The sequence below is a fragment of the Citrobacter sp. CFNIH10 genome, from assembly GCF_002934585.1.
Classification (GTDB): domain Bacteria; phylum Pseudomonadota; class Gammaproteobacteria; order Enterobacterales; family Enterobacteriaceae; genus Citrobacter_A; species Citrobacter_A amalonaticus.
Map to the genome: position 1 here is coordinate 4210708 of NZ_CP026216.1, position 22549 is coordinate 4233256.

23 protein-coding genes are annotated in these 22549 nt (G+C 53.9%); 9 read left to right on the forward strand and 14 right to left on the reverse strand.

The features are described from left to right. Positions 1 to 56 precede the first annotated feature (56 nt). The 3 genes from rsmF (at position 57) to C2U53_RS24275 (ending at position 2140) form a co-directional block, all read left to right on the forward strand. The gene (gene rsmF / locus C2U53_RS24265) at positions 57 to 1496 is read left to right on the forward strand and encodes a 16S rRNA (cytosine(1407)-C(5))-methyltransferase RsmF (RefSeq protein ID WP_104446918.1); all 1440 of its coding nucleotides are present in this window, start codon (positions 57 to 59) and stop codon (positions 1494 to 1496) included. Between the two features lie 114 nt (positions 1497 to 1610). After that, positions 1611 to 1847, forward strand: a complete 237-nt coding sequence (locus tag C2U53_RS24270; protein ID WP_161215572.1) for a YebV family protein — start codon at positions 1611 to 1613, stop codon at positions 1845 to 1847. Positions 1848 to 1948: 101 nt separating this feature from the next. Further along, positions 1949 to 2140 (forward strand): YebW family protein, encoded by a 192-nt coding sequence (locus C2U53_RS24275; protein WP_043000391.1) that lies wholly within the window; start codon positions 1949 to 1951, stop codon positions 2138 to 2140. Here C2U53_RS24275 and pphA read toward each other — a convergent pair whose 3' ends face one another. The 4 genes from pphA to yobA form a co-directional block, all read right to left on the reverse strand. Beyond that, positions 2141 to 2803 (reverse strand): protein-serine/threonine phosphatase, encoded by a 663-nt coding sequence (gene pphA / locus C2U53_RS24280; protein WP_043000390.1) that lies wholly within the window; start codon positions 2801 to 2803, stop codon positions 2141 to 2143. 408 nt (positions 2804 to 3211) lie between these two features. Beyond that, positions 3212 to 3550 carry a YebY family protein gene (locus C2U53_RS24285; protein ID WP_043000379.1) on the reverse strand — a complete coding sequence of 113 codons (339 nt, stop codon included), beginning with the start codon at positions 3548 to 3550 and terminating at the stop codon, positions 3212 to 3214. Between the two features lie 16 nt (positions 3551 to 3566). Next, positions 3567 to 4439 carry a copper homeostasis membrane protein CopD gene (gene copD / locus C2U53_RS24290; RefSeq protein ID WP_104446579.1) on the reverse strand — a complete coding sequence of 291 codons (873 nt, stop codon included), beginning with the start codon at positions 4437 to 4439 and terminating at the stop codon, positions 3567 to 3569. A 2-nt stretch (positions 4440 to 4441) separates the two neighbouring features. Next, positions 4442 to 4816: a CopC domain-containing protein YobA gene (yobA, locus tag C2U53_RS24295; protein ID WP_044326804.1), complete on the reverse strand. Its 375-nt coding sequence runs from the start codon at positions 4814 to 4816 to the stop codon at positions 4442 to 4444. 137 nt (positions 4817 to 4953) lie between these two features. Between yobA and C2U53_RS24300 the strand changes: the two genes are divergently transcribed. From C2U53_RS24300 to exoX, 3 genes are all read left to right on the forward strand, one after another. Then, positions 4954 to 5184 (forward strand): DNA polymerase III subunit theta, encoded by a 231-nt coding sequence (locus tag C2U53_RS24300; RefSeq protein WP_042318454.1) that lies wholly within the window; start codon positions 4954 to 4956, stop codon positions 5182 to 5184. A gap of 108 nt (positions 5185 to 5292) precedes the next feature. Then, positions 5293 to 5955 (forward strand): carbon-nitrogen hydrolase family protein, encoded by a 663-nt coding sequence (locus C2U53_RS24305; RefSeq protein ID WP_104446580.1) that lies wholly within the window; start codon positions 5293 to 5295, stop codon positions 5953 to 5955. A gap of 23 nt (positions 5956 to 5978) precedes the next feature. Continuing rightward, positions 5979 to 6641, forward strand: coding sequence for an exodeoxyribonuclease X (gene exoX, locus C2U53_RS24310; RefSeq protein ID WP_043000375.1), 663 nt, complete (start codon positions 5979 to 5981; stop codon positions 6639 to 6641). Here the strand turns inward: exoX and ptrB are convergent. The 5 genes from ptrB to C2U53_RS24335 all read right to left on the reverse strand — a co-directional run bounded on the left by ptrB (position 6623) and on the right by C2U53_RS24335 (position 11539). Further along, positions 6623 to 8698, reverse strand: coding sequence for an oligopeptidase B (gene ptrB / locus C2U53_RS24315; RefSeq protein ID WP_104446581.1), 2076 nt, complete (start codon positions 8696 to 8698; stop codon positions 6623 to 6625). The genes exoX and ptrB overlap by 19 nt on opposite strands. A gap of 88 nt (positions 8699 to 8786) precedes the next feature. Next, entirely contained in the window at positions 8787 to 9446 is a 660-nt protein-coding gene (locus tag C2U53_RS24320) for a tellurite resistance TerB family protein (protein ID WP_043000373.1), read from the reverse strand. A 94-nt stretch (positions 9447 to 9540) separates the two neighbouring features. After that, positions 9541 to 9894 carry a protein YebF gene (gene yebF, locus C2U53_RS24325; protein ID WP_043000372.1) on the reverse strand — a complete coding sequence of 118 codons (354 nt, stop codon included), beginning with the start codon at positions 9892 to 9894 and terminating at the stop codon, positions 9541 to 9543. 73 nt (positions 9895 to 9967) lie between these two features. After that, complete coding sequence (gene yebG, locus C2U53_RS24330; protein WP_043000371.1) at positions 9968 to 10258, reverse strand: DNA damage-inducible protein YebG; 291 nt, start codon at positions 10256 to 10258, stop codon at positions 9968 to 9970. A gap of 60 nt (positions 10259 to 10318) precedes the next feature. Beyond that, on the reverse strand, positions 10319 to 11539 hold the full coding sequence (locus C2U53_RS24335; protein ID WP_000343760.1) for an ISL3-like element ISKox3 family transposase: 1221 nt from the start codon (positions 11537 to 11539) through the stop codon (positions 10319 to 10321). Positions 11540 to 11713: 174 nt separating this feature from the next. Between C2U53_RS24335 and purT the strand changes: the two genes are divergently transcribed. Continuing rightward, positions 11714 to 12892, forward strand: a complete 1179-nt coding sequence (gene purT, locus C2U53_RS24340; RefSeq protein ID WP_104446582.1) for a formate-dependent phosphoribosylglycinamide formyltransferase — start codon at positions 11714 to 11716, stop codon at positions 12890 to 12892. Positions 12893 to 12997: 105 nt separating this feature from the next. Here purT and kdgA read toward each other — a convergent pair whose 3' ends face one another. The 3 genes from kdgA to zwf all read right to left on the reverse strand — a co-directional run bounded on the left by kdgA (position 12998) and on the right by zwf (position 17194). Next, positions 12998 to 13639 (reverse strand): bifunctional 4-hydroxy-2-oxoglutarate aldolase/2-dehydro-3-deoxy-phosphogluconate aldolase, encoded by a 642-nt coding sequence (gene kdgA / locus C2U53_RS24345; RefSeq protein WP_043000369.1) that lies wholly within the window; start codon positions 13637 to 13639, stop codon positions 12998 to 13000. A gap of 35 nt (positions 13640 to 13674) precedes the next feature. Beyond that, positions 13675 to 15486 (reverse strand): phosphogluconate dehydratase, encoded by a 1812-nt coding sequence (gene edd / locus C2U53_RS24350; protein ID WP_104446583.1) that lies wholly within the window; start codon positions 15484 to 15486, stop codon positions 13675 to 13677. A 232-nt stretch (positions 15487 to 15718) separates the two neighbouring features. Beyond that, positions 15719 to 17194 carry a glucose-6-phosphate dehydrogenase gene (gene zwf / locus C2U53_RS24355; RefSeq protein ID WP_043000367.1) on the reverse strand — a complete coding sequence of 492 codons (1476 nt, stop codon included), beginning with the start codon at positions 17192 to 17194 and terminating at the stop codon, positions 15719 to 15721. Positions 17195 to 17524: 330 nt separating this feature from the next. Between zwf and C2U53_RS24360 the strand changes: the two genes are divergently transcribed. Together C2U53_RS24360 and pyk are read left to right on the forward strand one after the other, a co-directional pair. Continuing rightward, positions 17525 to 18394 carry a MurR/RpiR family transcriptional regulator gene (locus tag C2U53_RS24360; protein WP_043000366.1) on the forward strand — a complete coding sequence of 290 codons (870 nt, stop codon included), beginning with the start codon at positions 17525 to 17527 and terminating at the stop codon, positions 18392 to 18394. Between the two features lie 247 nt (positions 18395 to 18641). Beyond that, positions 18642 to 20084, forward strand: coding sequence for a pyruvate kinase (pyk, locus tag C2U53_RS24365; protein ID WP_043000365.1), 1443 nt, complete (start codon positions 18642 to 18644; stop codon positions 20082 to 20084). Between the two features lie 44 nt (positions 20085 to 20128). Here the strand turns inward: pyk and lpxM are convergent, their stop codons facing one another. Beyond that, complete coding sequence (gene lpxM / locus C2U53_RS24370; RefSeq protein WP_043000364.1) at positions 20129 to 21100, reverse strand: lauroyl-Kdo(2)-lipid IV(A) myristoyltransferase; 972 nt, start codon at positions 21098 to 21100, stop codon at positions 20129 to 20131. A gap of 122 nt (positions 21101 to 21222) precedes the next feature. Next, positions 21223 to 22545 (reverse strand): murein DD-endopeptidase MepM, encoded by a 1323-nt coding sequence (gene mepM / locus C2U53_RS24375; protein ID WP_043000363.1) that lies wholly within the window; start codon positions 22543 to 22545, stop codon positions 21223 to 21225. Between the last annotated feature and the right edge of the window lie 4 nt (positions 22546 to 22549).

The following is a 22549-nucleotide window of genomic DNA, read 5'->3' on the forward strand; positions in this document are numbered from 1 at the left end:
CGCCGGAGCCTTTATGCTACACTGCGCGCTTGTTTTTCTGCCGGTGGTACTCCCCCGTGACTCAACACGCTGTTTATTTTCCTGACGCCTTTTTAACGCAAATGCGCGAGGCAATGCCTGCGCACCTCTCTTTTGACGATTTTCTCGCCGCTTGCCAGCGCCCATTACGCCGCAGCATCCGCGTGAATACGCTTAAGATTTCTGTGGCCGATTTTCTCACCTTAACCGCCCCGTATGGCTGGTCGTTGACGCCCGTTCCCTGGTGCGAAGAAGGTTTCTGGATTGAGCGTGAGGATGAAGATGCGCTGCCGCTCGGCAGTACCGCCGAGCATCTGAGCGGTCTGTTTTATATTCAGGAAGCCAGTTCCATGTTGCCGGTTGCCGCCCTGTTTGCCGACGATAATTCCCCCAAACGCGTGATGGACGTTGCTGCCGCGCCTGGCTCAAAAACCACGCAAATCGCTGCGCGCATGGGTAATCAGGGTGCGATCCTCGCGAACGAATACTCAGCCAGTCGGGTGAAAGTGCTGCATGCCAATATCAGTCGCTGTGGGATCAGTAACGTGGCACTGACCCATTTTGACGGCCGCGTATTTGGTGCAGCGCTGCCGGAAATGTTCGATGCGATTTTGCTTGATGCACCTTGCTCGGGTGAAGGTGTGGTGCGTAAGGATCCGGATGCGCTAAAAAACTGGTCCGTTGAGAGCAATCTTGAGATTGCCGCAACCCAGCGCGAACTGATCGAAAGTGCGTTTCACGCCCTGCGCCCTGGCGGTACGCTGGTCTATTCAACCTGTACGTTGAATCGTGAAGAAAACGAGTCGGTGCTGGCCTGGCTGAAAGAGACCTGGCCGGAGGCAGTGGAATTTTTACCGTTGGGCGATCTTTTTCCTGAGGCGAATCAGGCGCTGACGGCAGAAGGTTTCTTGCATGTGTTCCCGCAGATTTATGACTGCGAAGGATTCTTCGTCGCCCGCCTGCGTAAAACGGCCTCCATTCCCGCACTGCCAGCACCGAAGTACAAAGTGGGCAACTTCCCCTTCACCCCCGTCAAAGGTCGCGAAGCCGCGAATCTGACCCAGGCAGCTAATGCCCTCAGTCTGCACTGGGGCGAAAACCTGCGCCTCTGGCAGCGTGATAAAGAGGTCTGGCTTTTCCCGGCGGAGATAGAACCGCTGATCGGCAAAGTCCGTTTCTCCCGGCTCGGCATTAAGCTGGCTGAAACGCATAATAAAGGTTATCGCTGGCAGCACGAAGCGGTCATCGCGCTGGCTGATGTCAATCATCGCTGTGCGTTTGAACTGTCTCAGCAGGAAGCCGAAGAGTGGTATCGCGGTCGCGATGTCTACCCGCAGACCGTCCCCGCCACTGACGATGTGCTGGTGACCTTCCAGCATCAGCCGATTGGCCTTGTCAAACGGATCGGCTCGCGCCTGAAAAACAGTTACCCGCGTGAACTGGTTCGTGATGGCAAATTGTTTACCGGTAATGTCTGAAATCAGAAAATTTGCGCATTTTTTGACTGGCGCTTTTGCCTGCGTTGACTACGCTGAAAAATGGACGGCCTAACTGGTCGTACCACAATCAGCGAATTAACGGAGAGCACGATGATGAAAACCAGTGTGCGCATTGGCGCCTTTGAAATTGACGATGCCGAGTTACACGGCGAGTCGCCGGGAGACCGAACGTTAACCATTCCGTGTAAATCTGATCCGGATTTATGCATGCAACTGGATGCCTGGGACGACGAAACCAGCGTTCCGGCCCTACTGAATGGCGAACATTCGGTTCTTTTCCGTAAACACTACGATCGTAAGTCTGATGCCTGGATCATGCGTCTTGCCTGATTCAAAAAGAACCCGTCTGCCGGCGGGTTATTTATTTCCCCCTTCCCGCTTGCGTTAATTCCTCCTACACTTTTGTTATGGCTGTACAAAATGAGGATAGGATGTTCGCACTGGTTCTGTTTGTCTGTTATCTGGATGGTGGTTGCGAAGATATCGTAGTGGATGTTTACGATACAGAGCGGCAGTGCCTGTATTATATGGACGATCAACGGATTCGTCAGGGCGGCTGCTTTCCGGTTGAGGATTTTATCGATGGATTCTGGGCGCCCGCCCAGCAATACAGCGACTTTTAATTACTGTAGTTGTACCAGCGTTAACTCGCCGCCGAATACCGCTCCCGTATCGATGTAGTGCAGATTGTCGCTGTCTACACGTTGACGCAACGGCGTATGGCCAAACCAGAAATGGTCAGCGCCGGCGATAGCTGTCCCTTCTCCTGCCAGATGCGCACTCAGTCGCGCGCGTCGCCACAACACCTCCGTAAGGTTAACCGGCTTTTGCCACTGATAAATATCTTCCGGGTAATCGGCGTGGGCGACCACATGGGTCGCCTCGCGGCAATGCAATTCCAGGATCCACGGCAGATGCTGGCAGTATTCCAGTGCCAGCGTTGCATGATGCCGTTTCTGCTCAGGCAACGCCGTAAACCAGCCGCCACCATTCATCGTCCACAACGACCACTGTGACGTACGCAATGCATCTATCGCCATCTGTTCATGGTTCCCTCTGACTGCCACCATCCAGCGCTTATGCAGCAACTGCAGGCAGCGCAAACTGTCAGGACCGCGATCGATGAGATCGCCCACAGAGACCAGTAAATCTTGCCAGGGATCAAAGCGACAGGCCCGCAGCTTTGCCATCAGCAGCGCAAAACAGCCGTGGATATCCCCGACCACCCAGATGTGTCGCCACTGTGCCCCTTCGATCATTTGGTAGCTTTTTTCAGGCTGTTTCATGAGAGTTTTGTCCTCAGTCACGCCCTAACACAAATTTAACAATAGCAGCAAAAAACGCTGGACGTTTATGCCCGGGTGTGGGTATGGTTTACTCAGAATGATAAGTGCGAAATGCCATTAGGCTCAGGAAAAGCACCCGTTCTATAGATAAAAAGAGACCGAATACGATTCCTGTATTCGGTCCAGGGAAATGGCTCTTGGGAGAGAGCCGTGCGCTAAAAGTTGGCATTAATGCAGGCTAAGTCGCCTTGCCTTTTAAGAATAGATGACGACGCCAGGTTTTCCAGTCTGCGGCTTGCACGGCTGGAAAAAAACGGCGCTGATCACTGGCTGAAATGTAAAAACCGCAAGACGCTTTACAAAAGGCTTGCGGTTTTTTATTGGAAATCAGAAAGATACTTTTGGTAACTAACAGAGCTTTTCCGCTCGTTCGATAAACGGTGCCAGACTCATTTTTTCACCCGGTTTTGCCGGATCGTCAATCTGAATCACCGACAGGGGCTGCGCATTTGTTTTACCGCTCGCCACCTGCTCTTGTGCAACATCGTTTAACGGATACTGAACAAGCGTGCTGGGGTTAATCACATACAGCGCGTTTCCTGGCCGACAGGTCAGCATCACCTCTTCACGATTGAACGCCCATTTATCTTTACCGATTTCAAAACGGCTTACGGTGATGACCTGCGGTGCCGCCAGCGCAACCCCTGAGCTAGTCAGAAGCAGCAAAGAGAGAATCACTTTTTTCATGAATTTTGCCTGTCCTTCAGAACGGTTCCAGCGTCGCAAACACACTGACGATTGCCAGCACGACGGCGCCAACTCCCCATTCGATCTTCGTCATCCAAATAAAACACCGATTGATGCGTCGACTATCCTGCCGCATTCGTGGTACGAGAAGATACCGATTCGCCAGTGCGATTGCCACCATTAGCAGGACAAGTGCACATTTTAGCAAAAGCAGTTGCCCCCAGGCGGTCTGCCATGGCAGGGAAAAACCCTGAATAAACAGCAGATTGGTGATACCGGTGAGTAATACGCCCGCCACGGCAAGATGCCCATAGCGGGAAAAACGCATCATGGTGTAAACCGCCTGCTGTTGCCAGCGTCCTTTTGCCATGTGCATGCAATAAATCACCGGTAGCAGTCCTCCAAACCAGGTTGCAGCGCAAATCAGATGCATTGCATGGTTTGTCTGCTGGAGCGCACCAATAACCCCCGAGTGCAGTGTGGCATGCCCAATCCCCGTCAGCAGGGCAAACTGTGCGAGAGTTAAGAGCAGTAATAGTCGCGCTAAATCACGCGGCACAATCAACGCGACAACCAACGTAACCAGCGCCAGAACGATTTGCCAGAGCCACACACCGCCAAACTGAGTTTGCAATACCGCGCCCCAGACAGACACGGAGATAACATCCTGCCAGCCAGAGCCCATAAGCCCACCCTGGACTGCCAGCATCAGTAATGCACTCACAAAACTCCATAACGCAGCATGTTGTTGCAGGCGCAGGAAGCGTCTGCTCATCAGACGGCGGATCGATGCCGGTGCGAGCCATGCGCCGTAGAACGCAGAGCCAAACACCAGCATCAGGGCGGTAAAATGGATGAAGCGGAGAACAACCCACGTCAGCGTCAGCATGTTTATTTCACACTAAAGGTGTACTGCCCTTTGGTTTTGTGCCCATCGACAGACACCACGTGCCAGTTCACCGTGTATTGACCCGGCTTCAGCGTTTCATCAAGCGGGACGATGAGCTGTTTTTTATCCTGTTCGTTACGCTTTGCGGGACGGGTTCTGATTCCCTCTTGTTTTGGACCGGTAATTGTCGCCCCGCTGAATCCGGGCTCAATACCTTCAGAGAAATTAAGCGTCAGCGCCTGCGGCGCGGCGGTTACCTCGGCATCCGCCGCGGGATACTGGTGTGTCAGATGCGCATGCGCCCACACGGTGGGGGTTGCCAGAGCGGCTGCCAGAAAAAGGAGCGTATAGCGGAAAGTACGTGCAGGAGAGACCATATCAACTATTCCCTTTTGTAATGACTTATCCTGAGAGGATAACCTTCTATAATGTTCACGTCGACAATCATCAATTGCGGCTTGCCATTGTGGTCGACTCTTAGTAACTTCTGCGCGCAAGATCGAAGGAGAAGCCCATGCACAAAAATCTGGCTCAGCTTGAACAAGCTGAAATGGACAAAGTAAACGTAGATCTGGCCGCTGCCGGCGTCGCGTTTAAAGAGCGCTACAACATGCCCGTTGTCGCTGAAGTGGTAGAACGTGAGCAACCTGCACATCTGCGCGACTGGTTTCGCGAGCGTCTGATCGCCCATCGTCTGGCGTCCGTTTCGTTGTCCCGTTTACCGTATGAGCCGAAACCTAAATAATTTTTCGGCGTGAAGTTACATATCCTTACATATTGCCTGCTACAGTATAAGTGCATTCTTATTCTATGATTTAAGGATGATTGTAGACACTATGAAAAGGAAGTCATTATGTCACGCTGGAAAATCGCCGCTGCACAGTATGAACCGCTAAAAACATCTGTTCGTGGACATATCGCTCATCACCTGAATTTCATCGACGCAGCAGCCCGGCAACAGTGCGAACTGTTGGTGTTTCCCGCCCTCTCCTTACTCGGTTGCATGGACGAATCGCAGTGCCTGCCTGCGCCGCCGGATATCGATATCAGTCTGCTACAACCGCTCTCTCAGGCCGCCCACGCGCACCGCATGACGATCATTGCCGGTCTTCCGGTCGAGCATAACAACCGTTTTGTCAAAGGGATTGCCGTCTTCGCACCATGGATAACCTCACTGCGTTTGTTTCCTCAAAGCCACGGCGCGTGTCTTGGTAAGGGCCTGAAAACGATCAGCGTGGTGGATGAGCAACCGGAAGGTGTCGATATGGATCCGGCGTTTTCTCTGTTTACCACCAGCCAAAGCGTCAGTGAGCCGGAATTGCTGACCTCCACGTCGCAGTTACAACATTTCTCACATCAATTCTCGATTGCCGTACTGATGGCCAATGCGCGAGGAAGTAGCGCATTATGGGATGAAAGCGGGCAATTAATTGTCCGCGCCGACCGTGGTTCGCTGTTATTAACGGGGCAGCGCACAACGCAGGGTTGGCAAGGTGATATCATTCCATTACGCTAATCGTTTTCGGTCAGGAGTTTTACATGCTGCGCATCATCGATACTGAGACCTGTGGCCTGCAGGGCGGGATTGTAGAGATCGCCTCTGTTGACGTGGTTGACGGTAAGATTGTGAATCCTATGAGCCACCTGGTGCGCCCTGACCGGCCAATCTCGCCGCAGGCGATGGCCATTCATCGCATTACCGAAGCGATGGTGGCAGATAAGCCGTGGATTGAAGAGGTTATCCCCCACTATTACGGCAGCGAATGGTATGTGGCGCACAACGCCAGCTTTGACCGTCGTGTGCTGCCAGACATGCCTGGCGAGTGGATCTGCACCATGAAACTTTCCCGCCGCCTCTGGCCAGGGATTAAGTACAGTAATATGGCGCTCTATAAGTCACGTAAACTGAACGTACAAACGCCTGCGGGCCTGCATCACCACCGCGCACTCTATGACTGCTATATTACCGCCGCGCTGCTCATCGATATTATGAATACTTCCGGCTGGACGGCGGAACAGATGGTCGACATTACCGGGCGGCCGGGGTTACTGACCACCTTCACCTTTGGTAAGTATCGCGGCAAAGCCGTTTCCGATGTCGCAGAGCGCGATCCGGGCTATTTGCGCTGGTTGTTTAACAACCTCGACAGCATGAGCCCGGAGCTGCGTTTAACCCTCAAACACTATCTGGATAACGCCTGAACAGCGTCGTTACCGGGCAATGTTCCCTGTGCCAGACCAATCAGGAATGCAAATTCCAGCGCCACGCCTTCCCAGGATTTATAACGACCTGACTTACCGCCGTGTCCGGAATCCATATCGGTGCACAGTAACAGCAGATGGTCATCAGTTTTCAGCTCGCGCAGTTTCGCCACCCATTTTGCCGGTTCCCAGTACTGGACCTGCGAATCATGCAGTCCGGTGGTGACCAACAGATGCGGGTAAGCCTGCGCCCTGACGTTATCGTACGGACTGTAGCTTTTCATGTAAGCGTAATACTGCGGATCTTTCGGATTCCCCCACTCCTCAAACTCACCGGTCGTCAGGGGTATCGACTCATCCAGCATCGTCGTCACCACATCCACAAACGGCACCTGGGCAACCACGCCATGAAAGCGTTCGGGACGCTCGTTGATCGCCACGCCCATCAGCATTCCTCCCGCGCTACCGCCCATGCCATAACAGAGAGAGGGCGAGCCGTAGCCCTGGGCAATCAACGCATCACAGGCATCAAGATAGTCGTTGAAGGTATTGCGCTTTTTCAGGAATTTACCGTCTTCATACCACTGCTGCCCCAGTTCGCTTCCGCCTCGCACGTGAACGATGGCATAGACAAATCCACGATCCAGCAGACTTAACCGGCTGCTGCTGAAATCGGCATCCATGCTGGCGCCGTAGGAACCGTAGCCGTAAACCAGTAACGGATTTTGCCCCTTACGGAAGTATTTCTGATGATAGACCAGTGATACCGGAACCTCGACACCATCACGGGCGGTGATCCACAGGTGTTCACTGCGATAGTTGGCGGCGTCAAATCCCGGTACCTCTGTCTGTTTAATTACCCGTCGTTCACCCGTATCCATGTCCAGTTCAAACAGCGTGTCCGGCGTGGTCATCGAGGAGTAGCCATAGCGCAGGCGTGAGGTTTCCGGTTCCGGATTGTACGCAAGCCAGGTGACATAAGCCGGATCGTCGAAGGCAATCCCCACCACCTCTCGAGTTTTACGATTGATCTGCCGCAGGCTGGTTAAGCCACGCTGGCGCTCTTCCACTACCAGCCAGTCGGTAAAAAGCGTAAACCCTTCCAGCATGATCGCTTCACGGGCCGGGATCAGCGTTTCCCACTGTTTCTCATCGCGCACACGGGTGCGATAAAGACCAAAATTTTTACCCTCGCGGTTCGAACGCAGATAAAACTTATGTTGATAGTGATCGAGGCTGTATTCGTGGTCCTTGCGGCGCGGCAGAAATATGAAAGGTTCAGCATCAGCCAGTTCAGCATCCAGCAGTAAAACCTCGCTGGTCGTCGCGCTCGCCAGATGAATGACGAGGTAATGTTGCGACGTCGTTTTGTGCAGGCTGACGTAGAAAGTGTCGTCTTTTTCTTCGTAAATCAGCTCGTCATCGGCTGAGGGCGTGCCGACGGTATGACGCCAGACCTGGTAAGGTAAGAGCGTCGTGGCATGTTTACGGACGTAGTAAAAGGTCAGGGAATCATTTGCCCAGACAAATTCGGGAGCCACATTATCCAGCATCTCCGGATACCAGTTACCGTTTTCCAGATTGCGAAAACGGATCCCGTACTGGCGGCGCGAAAGATAATCTTCCGCCAGCGCCATAATGGTGTTATCCGGCGTTATCGCCAGTCGTCCCAGAGTGTAGAACTCACTGTGTGCCGCCCGTTTGTTGCCATCAAGCAGCGTTTCCCAGTCATCCCATTCCTCACTCAGTGCAGACTGGCGTTGATAAATGGCGTACTCACACCCGGGTTCATAGAGATGGCGATAGCGATAACCGTTCTTCACGTATGGCGCAGAGGTGTCGCGGGGAGGAATGCGATCGATAATTTCTTTTAGCACACAATCCTGTAAGGCTTGCTGCGTAGACATAACCTGATGTCCGTAGCGGTTTTCCTGTTGCAGGTAGTCAAGCACCTCGGGCTGCGAGCGCGTGTCGTCCCGCAGCCAGTAGTAGTTATCAATGCGCGTGTCGCCATGGACCGTCATGGCGTAAGGGATACGATTTGCTTTTGGCAGCATGTGTCTGTTTCTTTCGTCTTTATACATCCTCTAAGGGTGGCAAAAGTCACGAATGATGCAAGCGAAACATGCTGCGCGCGGTATTTCGTTAGCCAGGTAATGCCTGTTTTTGCTGTTTCAAATCCTGCTCAATACCATCACGGACATCCTGTGGGATCTTCAGCGCATCACCCAGCGCGTTCAGGTAGCTGCGCTCCATAAAGTGGTCGATATCAATCGCCGCACAGCTGAGGAAATAGATCTCCAGCGCCTCTTCTTCGTTGCGGATCCCCTGCGCAAGGCGCTGAGGATCGAGCGGCTGCTCAATCGCCTGTTCAATGAAAACGCGCCCCTGCTCTTCTACGCCTGCTTCACGCAGTTGCTGTTCGATTGCCGCCCGCTCGTTGGCATCGATATGGCCATCACTTTTCGCGGCGAAGACCAGCGCCAGGATCAGCCGTTCGGTGCGCACATCCAGCGGCGTACTTTGCGCGCCGAACTGTGGTTCACCCTGATGCGCCGCACGGATTTTATCCTTGTACTTGTTCCACAAGACCGTCCCCGCTACCGCACCGCCGCCGACCAACAGCGCGCTGGTGCCATATTTGCTGAGCAGTTTGCGTGAGGATTTGTTAGCGACCAGTAACCCCGCCAGACCACCCAACGCGCCGGGTACCAGCAGCTTACTTAATCCCTGTTCACCTGAAGAAGAGGAGGACGATCCGTTTTGCCCGAGAAGAGAGTGTAATTGATTAAGCCAGTTAGCCATTTTGCCCCTCAAGTACTGACAATGAATTGTCAAAGCGTACCCGAGGGGATGTCAGGAAATGTCTGTCAGCGCTAAAGATGCGCAAATGTTCGTGCTATTGCGAACGATATTCCGCCGTGCCGGCCTTGCAGTCGACCTTCACCAGATAATGAATATCCGCACTTTTCCCACGCACGGTCAGCGGTACTACCCACTTACCCTCGCCACCGGTGATCTCTTTTGGATTAACCCATGCCACCGGGTCGGCCTGACCCACATGTTTTTGATCGTCGGCCCAACGCGCAATGCGATTCTGCTGATAATCGCGCTTAACGCTCGCCGCAATACCCTCGGTATCCAGACCTTCACAGTTAAGGAACTTAACCGTCTTACTGTCCGTGCCTGCCGCAGACACCGATACGCTGGTGCATAACAACAGCAAGCAGGCTAACACGCCCGTTCTTTTCATACTTTTCCCTTTCTCCATAGCACAGTGATACAGGGAAAAGCATGGTACAAAACGTCAGGAGCGCAAGTCAGATTCAGGCCGCCTGCGTATCGTCCCCGGCAGCGGCGTCATTATCAACCACCTGCGGAGAAGGCAACTTGCCGGTTTTGAGGATGGTGCTCAGCACCTCTTTTTGTTCGGCCAGCCACAGCGACAGCGCTTCACGCTGTTCGTCTTCCAGCGTTAGCGGGGACTGTTCAAGCCAGGTGTCGAGTAGATCCGCCGTATCCAGCATCTTGTCATACGCATCGGCTTCCTTTTTGCTGGTAAATGACATTTTTTCCTCACCTTCCCGAATGACTACGTATTTAACTTCAACCGCCATGTTGCAGCCTCTCAATATTACTGTATTTATGTGGGTCTTCCCCGATCATGGTGGGAAGGCTCAGAACGCCATATTCAGCTTTCCGTAGTGGAACATCACCCCCAGTTTAAAGCGCTCCCGGTTTCGGTATCCCCTGGCTTTTATCCTCAGCAGCCTGATCTTGCTGTTAAGTGCCTCCGCATTTCCGTTTGAGACACTGTGTCGCATCGCATTCAGGATCCCGTACAGCCTTTTTCCTATCGTTTTCGCGGCATTTTTCATCATGGGAACGTCACTGTTAGCCGCCAGCGCCAACCATCTCTGCCAGTCACTCCGTCTTTCCTCGCTCCATGGCCTGTTCCAGATATCCTTTGCCAGCTCTTTCAGCGCCCAGCACTGGCTCGTCAGCTTCATCTGTGCACGCAGCCACATCAGCTTTTCCTGCCGGGATTCGGTCATCCACTTATCGCTGTACTGCCACAGGAAGCGGGTTCCTTTTGCCTGGTGTCGGCTTTCAACAGGGAGGTGCGGATGTTCATTCTGACGGGTTTTATCAACTACCTCGCCCAGTTGCTTCGCCACATGGAAGCGGTCAAAGGCGATTTTCTCAACCGCACTGGGTAAGTGGATACGCGCTGCTCTTATATAGCCCGCGTTCATGTCCATTGAGAGCGTTTTGATAGCCAGCAACTGCCCATCAGTGAGCGTGCGAAGATAGCCGGCAAGACTCTCTGTGCCGCGATCATCCGTTAAGGCCAGCGCCCGACCATCGCGATCGGAGATCACCGTTATGTAACGATGTCCTTTTTTAAAGGCGACCTCATCCACATTCATATGACGGGCGGATAATGGCTTTTTTATCCGGGCAAGACCTCGCTTAACTGCCCGGGTCATAATGCCGTCAACCGCATTCCAACTGAGCTTAAGTTGCTTCCTGACAGCATCAACGGTGCTGATTTTCAGCCATGAGAGAACGAACGATTCGAATAGCAACGTATACCGGCTTCCGGGGCCAGCCCACGGAACAGGCAACGTCAGGCAGCCATGCTCCGGACACATAATTCGTGGAACATCGGCTTCAACAATAGTGGTGAACTGGCAGGTATCAAGATGGCGCCATTTACGATGACGGTGATCGTGAACAGAACAGGATTTACCGCAGGTCGGACAGGCTAGCCGGGTGTTTTCAGCGATCTCAATAGTGACAGTAACAGAACCGGCATTTTCATCGAGAGAAAGGGACTTTACCTGCCACGGATCGGACAGGTTGAGAATATGAGCGTAGAGGGACTTTTCGTCCATGGCGGTGACCTCTGGCGATTAAATACACCATTATCATGCCTTCAGCCACCACAACAAGGGAAGACCCATTTATGTACAGTATATTCTATTTCACCGCTGAAATCAACCTGGCAATAAAGACAGACGCAAACGTTTTCGTATATACTGCGGCCAAATTTGTTGGGGGATATTTTCATGACGATATTAGGCACAGCGCTGCGTCCGGCAGCAACTCGGGTGATGTTATTGGGTTCTGGTGAACTGGGTAAAGAAGTGGCCATCGAGTGCCAGCGTCTCGGCGTGGAAGTGATCGCGGTGGACCGGTATGCCGACGCACCGGCCATGCATGTCGCACATCGTTCTCACGTCATTAATATGCTGGATGGCGACGCGCTTCGTCGCGTAGTGGAGCTGGAAAAACCGCACTATATCGTGCCAGAGATTGAAGCCATTGCCACGGATATGCTGGTGGCGCTGGAACAGGAAGGGTTGAACGTCGTGCCCTGCGCGCGCGCGACAAAACTCACGATGAATCGTGAAGGTATTCGCCGCCTGGCGGCAGAAGAACTGGCACTGCCCACATCAACCTTCCGTTTTGCCGACAGTGAAGCCACCTTCCGCGACGCCGTGGCTGAAATTGGTTATCCCTGCATTGTCAAACCGGTGATGAGTTCATCCGGCAAGGGGCAGAGTTTTATTCGTTGCGAAGCGCAGCTGGCACAAGCCTGGGACTATGCCCAACAGGGCGGTCGCGCGGGTGCCGGTCGGGTCATCGTCGAAGGGGTTGTGAAGTTTGATTTTGAAATCACCCTGCTCACCGTCAGCGCGGTCGATGGCGTCCATTTCTGTGCACCGGTGGGTCATCGCCAGGAAGATGGCGATTATCGTGAATCCTGGCAGCCGCAACAGATGAGCGCACTGGCGCTGGAACGCGCTCAGGACATTGCCCGTAAAGTGGTATTAGCCCTGGGTGGTCACGGTCTGTTTGGCGTGGAGCTGTTTGTTTGCGGGGATGAGGTCATCTTCAGCGAGGTCTCCCCTCGCCCGCATGATACCGGCATGGTGACGCTGATCTCTCAGGATCTGTCGGAGTTTGCCCTGCATGTACGCGCTTTCCTCGGACTGCCCGTGGGGGCCATTCGTCAGTATGGTCCGGCAGCTTCTGCAGTGATTTTACCGCAACTGACCAGTCAGGACGTGACGTTTGGCAATGTTCAGGCCGCCGTCGGTGCCGGTGTGCAGGTCCGTTTCTTCGGTAAGCCGGAAATTGAAGGATCGCGTCGCCTGGGTGTGGCGCTGGCAACGGCAGACAACGTTGATGACGCTATTGAACGCGCGAAGAACGCCGCCGCGCAGGTGAAAGTGACTGGGTAAACAACAGCAGCCGTAGGCCGGATAAGGCAGTCATGCCACCATCCGGCAAAACCCGATGGCGGCGCTAACGCGTCTCATCGGGCCTACGGCTTACACATGGGTAGCTTACTGCTTCGCGCCTTCAACCGCTTCGCGAGCCAGTCTGGTGATACGATCGTAGTCACCAGCTTCCAGCGCGTCATTCGGCACCAGCCAGGAGCCGCCGATGCACAGCACGCTTTTCAGTGCCAGGTAATCGCGGTAATTAGCGGGAGAGATGCCGCCAGTCGGGCAGAAACGCACCTGAGAGAACGGACCGGCAATGGCCTGCAGCGCTTTAGTGCCGCCATTGGCTTCTGCCGGGAAGAATTTGAACTCTTTCAGGCCGTAGTCCATACCCAGCATCAGTTCAGAAACGGTGCTGATGCCAGGAATCAACGGGATCGTGCCTTCGGTTGCCGCTTTCAGCAGCGGCTCGGTCAGACCTGGGCTGATAGCGAACTGCGCACCGGCTGCAGTAACCTCAGCCAGTTGCTGCGGATTCAGCACCGTACCCGCACCCACAATGGCTTCCGGAACCTCTTTGGCGATAGCGCGGATAGCATCCATCGCGCAGGCGGTACGTAACGTCACTTCCAGTACGCGCACCCCACCCGCAACCAGCGCTTTTGCCATCGGCACAGCGTGTTCCAGTTTATTCACTACGATCACCGGGACAACCGGGCCGGTGGTCAGGATTGCTTCTGCACTTGTTTTCCAGTTTTTCATCAGAGTTTTTCTCTCGCCTGATTACAAAATATGCCTTAAAAATGAATACAGGTTGCGCCCTGTTCTGCGCCGGACAACTGTTCACGCAGCGCGCCGAACATTTCACGCCCCGTACCGATGCGCGATGCGCTCAGATCCGGGATATGCGGCTGGCGAGCGGCAAGCTCCGCCTCATCAACCAACAGCGTCAATTCACCTGTCTGTCCGTTCACCCGAATAATGTCGCCATCGCGTACTTTTGCCAGCAGTCCGCCATCATAGGCCTCCGGGGTTACATGGATGGCTGAAGGCACTTTACCGGACGCACCGGAAAGTCGACCATCAGTAACCAACGCAATTTTGAAACGACGGTCCAATAATACACCAAGTGGCGGCATGAGTTTATGTAATTCTGGCATTCCGTTCGCTTTTGGTCCCTGATGACGCACAACCACCACGCAGTCACGGTCCAGCAGACCCGCTTCAAAGGCCGGCAGGACATCATGCTGACTTTCAAAAACAACGGCCGGCGCTTCAATCACCTGATTCTCGGCCGGTACGGCGGACGTTTTCATAACCGCACGACCGAGGTTACCACTCAGCACTTTAGTGCCACCATGATGAGAGAACGGCTGGTCAAAGGAAGCAATGACATTGCTGTCCAGCGATTTGGCCGCGCCTTCACGCCAGTCGAGTTCGCCATTGTTCAGCCACGGTTCCAGGGTGTAGCGCTTCAGGCCGTAACCAGCTACGGTGTTGACATCTTCATGCAGCAGACCCGCGTTCAGCAGTTCACGCATCAGGACCGGCACACCGCCCGCGGCCTGGAAGTGGTTAATATCCGCCGGGCCGTTAGGATAGAGACGCGCCATCAGCGGCACGATGTCGGAGAGGTCAGAGAAGTCATCCCAGTTAATCTGGATACCCGCAGCGCGGGCCATCGCCACCAGGTGCATGGTATGGTTCGTTGAACCGCCGGTCGCCAACAGCGCGACAATCCCGTTCACCACCACTTTTTCATCAATCATTTTGCCGATCGGCATCCATTCGTTACCGTTACCGGTCAGACGCGTCACCTGGCGCGCTGCTGCTGCCGTCAGCGCTTCACGCAGCGGAGCATCCGGGTGAACAAACGAGGACCCCGGCAGTTGCATCCCCATGAACTCCACCACCATCTGGTTGGTGTTCGCGGTACCGTAGAACGTGCAGGTGCCCGGCGCATGATAGGAGGCGGCTTCAGACTCCAGAAGCGCCATACGATCAACTTTACCTTCAGCATAAAGCTGACGAATGCGGACTTTCTCTTTATTCGCCAGGCCGCTCGCCATTGGACCTGACGGCACGAAGATGGAAGGCAGATGACCGAATGACAGCGCCGCCATCGCCAGACCCGGGACGATTTTGTCACAGACGCCGAGGAACAGCGCGCCGTCGAACATGTTGTGAGAGAGTCCCACCGCGGCGGACATCGCAATCACTTCGCGGCTCAGCAGCGAAAGCTCCATACCGTCCTGCCCCTGCGTGACGCCGTCACACATTGCCGGAACGCCGCCCGCGACCTGCCCGACCGCATTGGCTTGATGCAGCGCTTTGCGAATGATGTCCGGATAATGTTCGTAGGGTTGATGTGCGGAGAGCATGTCGTTGTAGGAAGTGATGATCGCGATATTGTTACGCAACATGCTTTTCAGAGAGGCTTTATCGTCTGGCTGACAAGCCGCGAATCCGTGCGCCAGATTCCCGCATGCCAGTTTTGAGCGGTGAACGGTCGAGGATTTAGCCTGTTCTATACGAGCGAGGTAGGCAGAACGGGTCTCACGGGAACGTTCAACAATACGTTGTGTTACGCGTAACAAATTCGGATTCATAGAGGCTCCTGAAATTTATCTGTCAGAGCTACAGGTTTGGCAAGTTCATTTACTGCGTGTATAAATACAGGAAACGCTTGTTCACCGGAGCTCAGGGGCAAAATCGTTTCAGGCAGTGTAATAAAAAAAGCCTCGCGGGTGAATCCACACGAGGCTTAAAAGTGCAAAAATTGTTCAACAATCTGTGTTAGATCATGTTACCGGTAAAATAACACAGGAGTGGTAGACACTTTTACTCGAATTCATTCCAGGAACGACCGTCACGGGTGATCATCGCCACCGAAGCAACCGGCCCCCAGGTCCCGGCCTGGTACGGTTTCGGCGCATCGTTGTCCATCGCCCACGCTTCGGTAATGGAGTCTACCCACTTCCACGCCTCTTCGACTTCATCACGACGCACAAACAGCGCCTGAATGCCGCGCATAGTTTCCAGCAGCAGACGCTCGTAAGCATCCGCCAGATGCGTTTGATTGAAAGTTTCGGAGTAGCTCAGATCCAGCTTGGTGATTTGCAGGTTATGCTTGTGGTCAAGACCCGGAACTTTGTTCAGAACCTGGATATCCACGCCTTCATCCGGCTGCAGACGAATGGTTAGCTTGTTCTGCGGCAGATCCTGCCAGGACTCTTTAAACAGGTTCAATTCAGGCGTTTTGAAGTAAACCACAACTTCAGAACATTTCGTCGGCAGACGTTTACCGGTACGCAGGTAGAACGGCACGCCCGCCCAGCGCCAGTTATCAATGTCGACGCGGATCGCCACAAACGTTTCGGTGTTACTGCTCTTGTTCGCACCCTCTTCTTCCAGATAGCCCGGGACTTTTTTGCCCTGAGCAAAGCCGGTGGTGTACTGGCCGCGAACGGTTTTTTCACGCACATTTGAGCGATCGATACGACGCAGCGACTTCAGCACCTTCACTTTTTCATCACGAATGGCGTCAGCGCTCAGATCCGACGGCGGCGACATCGCAATCATGCACAGAATTTGCAGCAGGTGGTTCTGGATCATGTCGCGCATCTGCCCGGCCTGGTCGAAATAACCCCAACGCCCTTCAATGCCCACCTCTTCTGCCACGGTGATTTCCACATGATCGATCGTGCGGTTATCCCAGTTATTCACAAACAGGGAGTTGGCAAAACGCAGCGCCAGCAGGTTCAGAACGGTCTCTTTTCCCAGATAGTGGTCGATGCGGTAAACCTGGCACTCTTCAAAATATTCGCCAACCTGATCGTTGATCTCGCGAGATGTCGCCAGTGAGGTACCCAACGGTTTTTCCATCACCACGCGTGCCGGTTTGGCATTCAGTTTCGCTTCGCCCAGTCCCTTACAGATTGCGCCAAACGTGCTTGGCGGCATGGCGAAGTAGTTGATCGTGGTGCGGTTTTTCTGATCGAGCATCGCCCCAAGACGAGTAAACGCCGCGGTATCGTTCACATCCAGATTGCAGAAATCCAGGCGAGCGCTCAGGGTGTCCCACAATCCTTCATCAATCTTTTCTTTCATGAAGGTTTCGAGCGCTTCGCGCACCACCTTCGTGTAGGCATCTTTATCCCAGTCGGCACGGCCTACCCCGATAATGCGGGTTTCAGGGTTGAGCTGACCGGCTTTTTCAAGTTGATACAGGGAAGGCAGCAATTTACGACGCGCAAGGTCGCCTTTCGCGCCGAAAATGACCAGGTCACATGCCTGGGCTGTTTGCGTTACCGCCATGTCATTCTCCTTAGTTAGCTATCCTGGTACTTTGCCAGGCATTACTTGTAATTTTATTACAGTGCACTGTACTGCTTTTACGTGATTCCGGAAACCGTAAACGCTTAACCCACCGTGCGGTTGGCGCTTAACGGCGCAAATTGGTCAAAATTGTCGTTGGTTTGCGACGCATAACGTTGAGTCAAAACACGATGTTGATCATGTTATGAAAAAAAACAACAACTCTGCTGACCATTTTGCCCCCTTCTCTGATTAGCAGGGGTACTATCTACCAAAATTGCCTCTCGATTTCTTGTATCACTGAAATCGTTATTTCCGTGGGTCTACATCATGAATATGCTGGAAAAGATCCAGTCTCAACTGGAACATTTGAGCAAATCTGAACGCAAAGTCGCCGATGTCATCATCGCCTCACCCGAGCGGACCATCCATTGCAGTATTGCCACGCTTGCGCAGGAAGCCAACGTCAGTGAACCGACGGTGAACCGTTTTTGTCGCAGCATGGAAACCCGGGGCTTCCCCGATTTTAAACTGCATCTGGCACAAAGTCTGGCAAATGGTACCCCTTATGTTAATCGTAATGTGGATGAAGATGACAGTGTCGAATCCTATACGGGCAAGATTTTCGAATCCGCGATGGCCAGTCTTGACCACGTTCGCCAGTCGCTGGACAAATCGGCGATCAACCGCGCGGTGGATTTACTGACGCAGGCCAAGAAAATCGCTTTCTTTGGCCTGGGGTCGTCCGCCGCCGTCGCCCATGATGCCATGAACAAGTTTTTCCGTTTCAACGTTCCGGTTATCTACTCCGACGACGTCGTTTTGCAACGGATGAGCTGTATGAATTGTAGTGACGATGACGTGGTCGTGCTGATTTCGCATACCGGTCGCACCAAGAGTCTGGTCGAACTGGCGCAGCTTGCACGTGAAAACGATGCCATGGTGATCGCGTTAACCTCCGCTGATACGCCGCTGGCGCGTGAAGCCACGCTGGCAATTACGCTCGATGTGCCGGAAGATACTGACATTTATATGCCCATGGTCTCTCGACTTGCGCAGTTGACCGTGATAGATGTGCTGGCTACGGGATTTACTTTGCGCCGTGGGGCAAAATTCAGAGATAACTTGAAGCGTGTCAAAGAAGCGCTCAAGGAATCGCGTTTTGATAAAGAACTGCTCATCAAGAGTAATGACCGCTAATAGCAATAATAAGTACGACTTAAATTCGTCATCCGGTTTTGTTCGCTATGCTATGTAGACCCTACGTAATTCGAGTTGTGGAAAGGCGGCAACACAGCGAATCTTCAGGAGCTTACTGAAATCAGTGACTGGGGTGAGCAAGGAGGCCAACGCACAGGCAACCAGAAGTATGACGGGGGTAAGGTTTTCAGAACTGCCGGATCAATTTTCACGCAACACCTAGTTGTTTCAGTCAACGGAGTATTACATGTCCAGAAGGCTTCGCAGAACCAAAATCGTTACGACATTAGGCCCGGCTACCGACCGCGATAACAATCTTGAAAAGATTATCGCTGCTGGTGCTAACGTCGTGCGGATGAATTTCTCTCACGGTTCGCCAGAAGATCATAAAATGCGCGCGGATAAAGTTCGTGAGATCGCTGCCAGATTGGGACGCCACGTAGGCATTCTGGGTGATCTCCAGGGGCCAAAAATTCGCGTCTCTACCTTTAAAGAAGGCAAAGTATTCCTCAACATCGGTGACAAATTTCTCCTGGATGCCAACCTGGGTAAAGGTGAAGGCGACAAGGAAAAAGTCGGCATTGACTACAAAGGTCTGCCAGCAGACGTGGTACCTGGCGACATTCTGCTGCTCGACGATGGCCGCGTGCAGTTAAAAGTGCTGGAAGTTCAGGGTATGAAAGTGTTCACGGAAGTGACCGTGGGCGGCCCGCTCTCCAACAACAAAGGCATCAACAAGCTGGGCGGCGGTCTCTCCGCAGAAGCCCTGACCGAAAAAGACAAAGCCGATATCGTGACCGCCGCTCAGATTGGCGTTGACTATCTGGCTGTCTCCTTCCCGCGTTGCGGCGAAGATCTGAACTACGCTCGCCGCCTGGCGCGTGATGCGGGCTGTGATGCCAAGATTGTGGCCAAAGTTGAGCGTGCGGAAGCGGTCTGCGACCAGAATGCGATGGATGACATCATTCTGGCTTCTGACGTGGTGATGGTCGCTCGTGGCGACCTCGGCGTTGAGATTGGCGATCCGGAACTGGTCGGCATCCAGAAGACGTTGATTCGTCGCGCACGTAAGTTGAACCGCGCGGTGATTACCGCGACCCAGATGATGGAGTCGATGATCACCAACCCAATGCCAACCCGTGCGGAAGTGATGGACGTCGCGAACGCCGTGCTGGATGGTACCGATGCGGTCATGCTGTCAGCCGAAACGGCGGCAGGCCAGTACCCGGCGGAAACCGTCGCGGCGATGGCGCGTGTCTGCCTGGGTGCAGAAAAAATCCCCAGCATCAATGTCTCCAAACATCGTCTGGACGTGCAGTTCGACAATGTTGAAGAAGCGATTGCGATGTCCGCCATGTACGCGGCAAACCACCTGAAAGGGGTGACCGCGATCATTACCATGACGGAATCCGGTCGTACTGCGCTGATGACTTCTCGCATCAGCTCCGGCCTGCCGATTTTCGCCATGTCACGTCATGAGCGTACGCTGAACCTGACGTCGCTGTACCGTGGCGTCACGCCGGTGCATTTCGACAGTGCGGCGGAAGGCGTTGTCGCAGCAAGCGAAGCGGTGAATCTGCTGCGTGACAAAGGCTACCTGGTGTCCGGCGATCTGGTGATCGTGACGCAAGGCGACGTGATGAGCACCATTGGCTCAACCAATACCACGCGTATTCTGACCGTCGAGTAATCGACGGCTGATACAAAGAGGCCTCTCATGTGAGAGGCCTTTTTTTATTTGAGGGGGTAGAGATCTTTGCGCTTATACGGCTGGATCTCGCCCGGTTTGCGGGTCTTCAGCAGTTTCAGGATCCAGGTATATTGCTCGGGATGCGGGCCAACAAAAATTTCCACCTCTTCATTCATTCGACGGGCAATAGTGTTGTCATCTGCGGTCAGAAGATCGTCCATGGGCGGGCGCACCTGAATCGTCAACCGGTGGGTATCGCCGTTGTATACCGGGAACAGCGGAATGACGCGCGCCCGACACACTTTCATCAGTCGACCAATGGCCGGCAACGTCGCTTTATAGGTGGCAAAGAAATCGACAAACTCACTGTGTTCAGGACCATGATCCTGATCGGGCAGATAATATCCCCAGTACCCCTGACGAACAGACTGAATGAACGGCTTGATGCCGTCATTACGCGCATGCAGGCGACCACCAAAGCGGCGACGCACCGTGTTCCAGACGTAATCAAACACCGGGTTTCCCTGATTATGGAACATTGCCGCCATCTTCTGGCCCTGAGACGCCATTAACATTGCCGGAATATCCACACCCCAGCCATGCGGCACCAGGAAGATCACCTTTTCGTTGTTGCGGTGCATCTCCTCGATGATTTCAAGCCCTTCCCAGTCAACGCGTGACTGAATTTTTTCCGGACCGCGAATCGCCAGTTCCGCCATCATCGCCATGGCCTGCGGCGCAGTTGAAAACATCTCATCGACGATAGCCTCGCGCTCAGCTTCGCTACGTTCCGGAAAGCACAATGACAGGTTAATCAACGCCCGGCGACGCGAGCTTTTACCCAGACGCCCGGCGAAACGGCCCAGTTTTGCCAGCAGCGGGTCGCGAAAGGATGCAGGGGTTAAGGCGATACCCGCCATCGCCGCGACGCCCAGCCATGCGCCCCAGTAACGCGGATGGCGAAAAGATTTCTCAAACTCAGGGATGTACTCACTATTATTTTTTTTTGTTTCCATGCTTATCCAGTGCCTGATGACGCGAAAAGTAAATCTGATGATAGTGTAGCGGCGCACCCTGCCGCGCACAAAATAAAAAAGCCGGCACACGCGCTGCGTACCGGCTTTGAGGTCATGAGTGATTAATCGAAGCGTAACTGCGGCAGAACCTCTTTGACCTGCGCCAGGTAATCGGTACGATCTTTACCGGTCAGTCCTTCGGTACGCGGCAGTTTCGCCGTCAGCGGGTTAACCGCCTGCTGGTTAATCCAGACTTCATAGTGAAGATGCGGGCCAGTAGAACGTCCGGTGTTACCGGAGAGTGCGATACGATCGCCACGTTTAACCTTTTGTCCCGGTTTCACCAGCAGTTTCCGCAGGTGCATATAGCGCGTGGTATAGGTACGACCGTGACGCACCGCCACATAATAGCCAGCCGCACCGCTGCGTTTCGCCACGACGACTTCACCGTCACCCACGGACAGCACCGGCGTCCCCTGCGGCATCGCGAAGTCCACGCCTCTGTGTGGCGCGACACGTCCGGTAACCGGGTTGGTTCGACGCGGGTTGAAGTTAGACGAAATGCGGAACTGTTTCGCCGTCGGGAAACGCAGGAAGCCTTTCGCCAGCCCGGTACCATTGCGGTCGTAGAACTTTCCGTCTTCGGCACGGATAGCGTAATAATCTTTACCTTCTGAACGCAAACGCACGCCCAACAACTGGCTCTGCTCACGCTTGCCGTCCAGCATTTCACGAGACATCAGCACAGAGAACTCATCGCCTTTTTTCAGTTTGCGGAAGTCCATCTGCCACTGCATCGCTTTGATCACCGCGCTAATTTCAGCGCTGGTCAGCCCGGCAGCTTTCGCACTGGCGACAAAACTGTTGCCAACGGTGCCTTTCATCAGGCTGTTTACCCAATCGCCCTGCTGCGTTTCCGCGCTCATTTTAAAGCCGTTCGCCGCAGTACGGTCATAGGTACGGGTTTCGCGACGCGACATTTCCCACGTCAGACGCTGTAAATCGCCGTCCGCGGTCAGCGTCCAGGAGAGCTGTTGACCAATCTTCAGATTACGCAGCTCTTTATCGGACGCGGCAAGCTGGGTGATATCACCCATATCAATGCCGTACTGATTCAGAATGCTGCTGAGGGTATCGCCCGTCGAAACGACATATTCATGAACGCCCGCTTCTCCCGAGGTTTTGTCGTCCAGCTCATCCTGAGGAATGGCTTCATCTTCCTGTGCCGCCTGATCGATAGGCTCGCTGGCCTCCGGGAGCAGTGAACGAATTTCGCTCTTCTCCAGTTCGATCGTTTTAACAATGGGGGCAGATTCCGGGTGATAAACGTAAGGCCGCCAGACAGCAACGGCCAGTGTTAGAACAGTAAGCGACCCCAGCATAACGCGATGGGGTCTGGGCAGATTATTAAATGCCAGGGCGACAGAGCGGGCTATCTGTTGCACGTAT

What these genes read in the sequence shown, in the direction of transcription:
- C2U53_RS24270 (WP_161215572.1), top strand. Translation starts at nt 1,611, where the DNA reads ATGAAAACCAGTGTGCGCATTGGCGCCTTTGAAATTGACGATGCCGAG.
- C2U53_RS24275 (WP_043000391.1), top strand. Translation starts at nt 1,949, where the DNA reads ATGTTCGCACTGGTTCTGTTTGTCTGTTATCTGGATGGTGGTTGCGAA.
- pphA (WP_043000390.1), bottom strand. Translation starts at nt 2,803, where the DNA reads ATGAAACAGCCTGAAAAAAGCTACCAAATGATCGAAGGGGCACAGTGG.
- C2U53_RS24285 (WP_043000379.1), bottom strand. Translation starts at nt 3,550, where the DNA reads ATGAAAAAAGTGATTCTCTCTTTGCTGCTTCTGACTAGCTCAGGGGTT.
- copD (WP_104446579.1), bottom strand. Translation starts at nt 4,439, where the DNA reads ATGCTGACGCTGACGTGGGTTGTTCTCCGCTTCATCCATTTTACCGCC.
- yobA (WP_044326804.1), bottom strand. Translation starts at nt 4,816, where the DNA reads ATGGTCTCTCCTGCACGTACTTTCCGCTATACGCTCCTTTTTCTGGCA.
- C2U53_RS24300 (WP_042318454.1), top strand. Translation starts at nt 4,954, where the DNA reads ATGCACAAAAATCTGGCTCAGCTTGAACAAGCTGAAATGGACAAAGTA.
- C2U53_RS24305 (WP_104446580.1), top strand. Translation starts at nt 5,293, where the DNA reads ATGTCACGCTGGAAAATCGCCGCTGCACAGTATGAACCGCTAAAAACA.
- exoX (WP_043000375.1), top strand. Translation starts at nt 5,979, where the DNA reads ATGCTGCGCATCATCGATACTGAGACCTGTGGCCTGCAGGGCGGGATT.
- ptrB (WP_104446581.1), bottom strand. Translation starts at nt 8,698, where the DNA reads ATGCTGCCAAAAGCAAATCGTATCCCTTACGCCATGACGGTCCATGGC.
- C2U53_RS24320 (WP_043000373.1), bottom strand. Translation starts at nt 9,446, where the DNA reads ATGGCTAACTGGCTTAATCAATTACACTCTCTTCTCGGGCAAAACGGA.
- yebF (WP_043000372.1), bottom strand. Translation starts at nt 9,894, where the DNA reads ATGAAAAGAACGGGCGTGTTAGCCTGCTTGCTGTTGTTATGCACCAGC.
- yebG (WP_043000371.1), bottom strand. Translation starts at nt 10,258, where the DNA reads ATGGCGGTTGAAGTTAAATACGTAGTCATTCGGGAAGGTGAGGAAAAA.
- C2U53_RS24335 (WP_000343760.1), bottom strand. Translation starts at nt 11,539, where the DNA reads ATGGACGAAAAGTCCCTCTACGCTCATATTCTCAACCTGTCCGATCCG.
- purT (WP_104446582.1), top strand. Translation starts at nt 11,714, where the DNA reads ATGACGATATTAGGCACAGCGCTGCGTCCGGCAGCAACTCGGGTGATG.
- kdgA (WP_043000369.1), bottom strand. Translation starts at nt 13,639, where the DNA reads ATGAAAAACTGGAAAACAAGTGCAGAAGCAATCCTGACCACCGGCCCG.
- edd (WP_104446583.1), bottom strand. Translation starts at nt 15,486, where the DNA reads ATGAATCCGAATTTGTTACGCGTAACACAACGTATTGTTGAACGTTCC.
- zwf (WP_043000367.1), bottom strand. Translation starts at nt 17,194, where the DNA reads ATGGCGGTAACGCAAACAGCCCAGGCATGTGACCTGGTCATTTTCGGC.
- C2U53_RS24360 (WP_043000366.1), top strand. Translation starts at nt 17,525, where the DNA reads ATGAATATGCTGGAAAAGATCCAGTCTCAACTGGAACATTTGAGCAAA.
- pyk (WP_043000365.1), top strand. Translation starts at nt 18,642, where the DNA reads ATGTCCAGAAGGCTTCGCAGAACCAAAATCGTTACGACATTAGGCCCG.
- lpxM (WP_043000364.1), bottom strand. Translation starts at nt 21,100, where the DNA reads ATGGAAACAAAAAAAAATAATAGTGAGTACATCCCTGAGTTTGAGAAA.